This window comes from Halomonas sp. BM-2019 (genome assembly GCF_017584085.1).
This window is the reverse complement of the sequence record NZ_CP071922.1, coordinates 1,731,222-1,734,931: the sequence shown is the minus strand read 5'-3', so window position 1 is coordinate 1,734,931 and position 3,710 is coordinate 1,731,222. Positions and strand designations below refer to the sequence as shown.

The 3,710-nt window shown below is 71.3% G+C and carries 3 protein-coding genes and 1 pseudogene; 1 reads left to right on the top strand and 3 read right to left on the bottom strand.

Annotation, left to right across the window (positions count from 1 at the left end; all coding sequences use genetic code 11):
* Positions 1-316: pseudogene (locus J5F18_RS08720) on the bottom strand (DNA gyrase modulator); the annotation flags it as partial.
* A gap of 172 nt (positions 317-488) precedes the next feature.
* Here J5F18_RS08720 and yjgA point away from each other — a divergent pair.
* The gene (gene yjgA, locus J5F18_RS08715; protein WP_346301857.1) at positions 489-986 is read left to right on the top strand and encodes a ribosome biogenesis factor YjgA; all 498 of its coding nucleotides are present in this window, start codon (positions 489-491) and stop codon (positions 984-986) included.
* Between the two features lie 168 nt (positions 987-1,154).
* Here the strand turns inward: yjgA and tldD are convergent, their stop codons facing one another.
* Both tldD and J5F18_RS08705 read right to left on the bottom strand, forming a co-directional pair.
* Positions 1,155-2,609 (bottom strand): metalloprotease TldD, encoded by a 1,455-nt coding sequence (gene tldD / locus J5F18_RS08710; protein WP_346301856.1) that lies wholly within the window; start codon positions 2,607-2,609, stop codon positions 1,155-1,157.
* Positions 2,606-3,710: AsmA-like C-terminal region-containing protein (locus J5F18_RS08705; RefSeq protein ID WP_346301855.1), on the bottom strand; the 1,105-nt coding region annotated here is incomplete at its 5' end. The genes tldD and J5F18_RS08705, both read right to left, overlap by 4 nt.

The following is a 3,710-nucleotide window of genomic DNA, read 5'->3' as shown; positions in this document are numbered from 1 at the left end:
GGTGGACATCGAGGTCGGGCAGCTCGCGCGCCATCAGCTCGGCATCGGCCAGCCCCGCGGCGGGGTCCTCGCCGGTGTGCCGAGCGATGGCGATGGCCTTCTCCACCACCGCACGGATCGACGCCTCGCCGGCATCGGTGGAGGAGGCGCTGCCCTTGCGGGCGCCCTGGTAGACGGTCACTGCGATCCCCTGGTCCCGGGAGAGTTCGACCGTCTCCACCTCACCCTCGCGCACGCTCACGCCGACACCCTGATCCACGCTGGCGCCCACCTCGCAGGCGTCGGCGCCGAGCCGACGGGCCAGCTCCAGGGCCATCTGGGCGCGGGTCTCCAGCAGAGTCTGCTGGGCGGCGGCATCGAATGCCTGTGTCATGGGTCTCTCCTCGTCAGCCGGCCCGCCGGGCCGAATCGTCGTGATGTTGCGCTCAAGCCCGCCGCCGCGGGCTGGTATACTGTGCGAAATCTTCATCTTCAATCATGGATGTGGCATGTCTCAGGACTCCCCCCGCGAGCTGCTCGGCCAGCTCATTGCCCAGACTGACGGAGATGACCCCGTCAGCAAGTCCCAGCTCAAGCGCGAGATGCACGCCCTGCAGGCGCTGGGCGAAGCGATCATCGCCATGACCCCCGCCGAGCGCGCCCGCTTCCCGCTCTCCGACGACATGCTGGCCGCCGTGGAGGAGACCGCCCGTGTGCGCTCCCACGAGGGGCGCCGGCGCCACATGCAGTACGTGGGCAAGGTGATGCGCCGTGAGAACCTCGAGGCGATCAAGGCGGTCTACGACGAGCTCGAGCAGGAGAAGCTGCGCCGCGACCACGCCTTCCATCGCCTGGAGGCCTGGCGGGACCGCCTCATCGACGAGGGCGACCCCGCCGTCGAGGCCTTCGTGGCCGACTATCCCGACGCCGACCGCCAGGCGCTGCGCCAGCTGATCCGCAGCGCCCGCAAGCTGTTCAAGCTGATCCGCGATACCGCGGGGCTATAGGAGCCACCTCCCAGCCCCCCGAGCGTGAGCGCGCGAGTGGGAGGCAGGGTTTCCCTGGCGAATGGAGACCGAAGGGCTCCTGGCCGCAAGCACCAACGCCGCTGGGCGCCTGGCGGCGCCATTCGCTCGGCAAAGCCAAGCTCCCACACGGCACGCTGGCACGTTCACTCATGACTGGGTGCCCCCCACCGTCAGCTCGTCGAGCTTGAGGGTCGGCTGGCCAACCCCCACCGGCACGCCCTGCCCCTCCTTGCCGCACACACCGATGCCGGTATCGAGCGACATGTCATGGCCGATCATCGACACCCGCCCCATGGCCTCGGGGCCGTTGCCGATCAGGGTCGCCCCCTTCACCGGCGCGGTGATCACCCCGTCTTCCACCAGGTAGGCTTCGCTTGCCGAGAAGACGAACTTGCCCGAGGTGATGTCCACCTGGCCGCCGCCGAAGCTCACCGCATAGAGGCCGCGCTTGACGCTCCTGAGGATATCGGCGGGGTCGTCCTGGCCGGCCAGCATGTAGGTGTTGGTCATGCGCGGCATGGGCAGGTGGGCGAAAGACTCGCGCCGGGCGTTGCCGGTGGGCGCCATGCCCATCAGCCGGGCGTTGAGCTTGTCCTGCATGTAGCCCGTGAGGATGCCATCCTCGATCAGCGTCGTGCACTGCCCCGGGGTGCCCTCGTCATCGACGCTCATGGAGCCGCGGCGGTCGGCCAGGGTGGCGTCGTCCACCACGGTCACCCCTGGCGCCGCCACTCGCTGGCCCATGCGTCCGGCGAAGGCGGAGCTGCCCTTGCGGTTGAAGTCCCCCTCGAGGCCGTGTCCCACCGCCTCGTGCAGCAGGATGCCAGGCCAGCCCGGCCCCAGCACCACCGGCAGCTGGCCGGCCGGGGCGTCGATCGCCTCCAGGTTGACCAGAGCCTGGCGCACCGCCTCCCTGGCGAAGCGCTCGGCCGCTCCCTCGTCGCGCAACCGCGCCATGGGGTAGCGGCCGCCGCCACCGGCACTGCCGCGCTCGCGACGTCCGTTCCTCACCGCGATCACGCTGACGTTGAAGCGCACCAGGGGGCGGATGTCCGCCGCCAGGGTGCCGTCGCTGGCGCGCACCAGCACCACCTCGTGTACGCCGGAGAGCGAGGCGCTGACCTGGCTCACCGCCGGGTCGACGGCGCGGGCCACCCGGTCCGCCTCCTTGAGCAGGGCGACCTTCTCCTCCGCGGAGAGCCCGGTTAGCGGATCCACCCCGCCGTAGCGGGCGTCTCCCTGCACCACCACCCGCGGGGCCAGCGCCAGGCGCGCGCCGCTGCGCACGATGCCGGCGGCGGTGCGGCCGGTCTCGGCCAGGGCATCGGCGGTGATCTGGTTGGAATAGGCGAAACCGGTCTTCTCGCCGGCCAGTGATCGCACGCCCACTCCGCCGTCGATGTTGTAGCTCGCCTCCTTCACCTCGCCGTCCTCGAGCACCCAGCCCTCGTGCCAGCTGCGCTGAAAGTAGAGGTCGGCATAGTCGATGCCGGGGCCCAGAGCATGACCGAGCCCCAGGTCCAGGTCGTCGAGGGTGAGCCCCCCCGGGGTGAGCAGGATCGTGGCGGCTTCGTCAAGCAGGGAACGTCGGGATGCAGTCATTCGGCACTTTCCACTGAGATCTGCGGCGAGGTCCAGGGACCCCGCACGCGATAATGAATTCGGGTCACGTTGTCGATGGCATCGCCGAAGATGCGGTCGGCGATGAAGAGCACGCCGCCCACCACCGGGGCCCCGGCCAGCACCGCCGCCAGGGGCAGGTTGCGGCTGATGGGTACCGTGACCCCCAGCCGCTGGTCCAGCTCCCGGCGCGCCAGGTCGACGCGCCCCTCCAGCGTGAAGCGGGTGGCCGGGCCATCGACCACCACCGGCCCCCGGGTCTCCAGTATGCCACCATACAGGGTCGCCGCCCCGCTGACACGATCGAAGGCCGTGCCCTGGCCGGTCACGTCGGAGAAATCCAGGCGCAGGCGGCGCACCAGGTTGTCGACGTTGATCAGGCCCACCAGCCGCGCCGAGGGGGAGTCCACGTTGACGAAGCGCCCGTTGCGCAGTTCCGCCTCGACGCTGCCTCGAGAGCGCTCCAGGGCGAACTGCCAGGGGGCCCCCGGCCAGGCGAGCTGGCTGGTCACCCGGGTCTCGCCGCTGCGAATGGTGGCCGTCTGACCGAACCGCTCCATGGCGCTCCCCAGATCGCGGCCGTTCAGGTCGAGCCGCGCCCGGGTCAGGCTGTCGGCGGGCCCGGCGGCCTCCCAGACCAGCTCGCCGCGGGCGCTGACCTGGCCCAGGGTCAGGCCCAGGGGGGCGATGGTCAGGCGTTCGGGCGTCGCCTGCCAGAGCGCGGTGAGCGGGCCCAGGCGCTGGCCGCCTCGTTCGATGTCGGCGATGCGCAGGCGCCCGTCAGGCAGCTCAGCCACCCAGTCGGGCAGCGGCGTCGGGTCGGGCGGGGTAGCGATCTCATCGAGCAGCGAGCCCATGGCCGCCGGCGGCGGGGTCAGCCCGTCCAGGGCGAGGCGCATCAGGCCGATGTCCAGGGGCTGGGCCAGCCCGGGGCGGTAGTCGAGCTGGCCCGCCAGCAGGCTGCCGTCCAGGGCCAGCCGCCAGCCGCCGCCCACCTGGGGCCGCCCCTCGACGGAGAGCGAGCCGATGCAGCGCCCGTCGTGTACCAGGCAGTCGGTCGTCAACCGCAGCTCGCGCAGGACG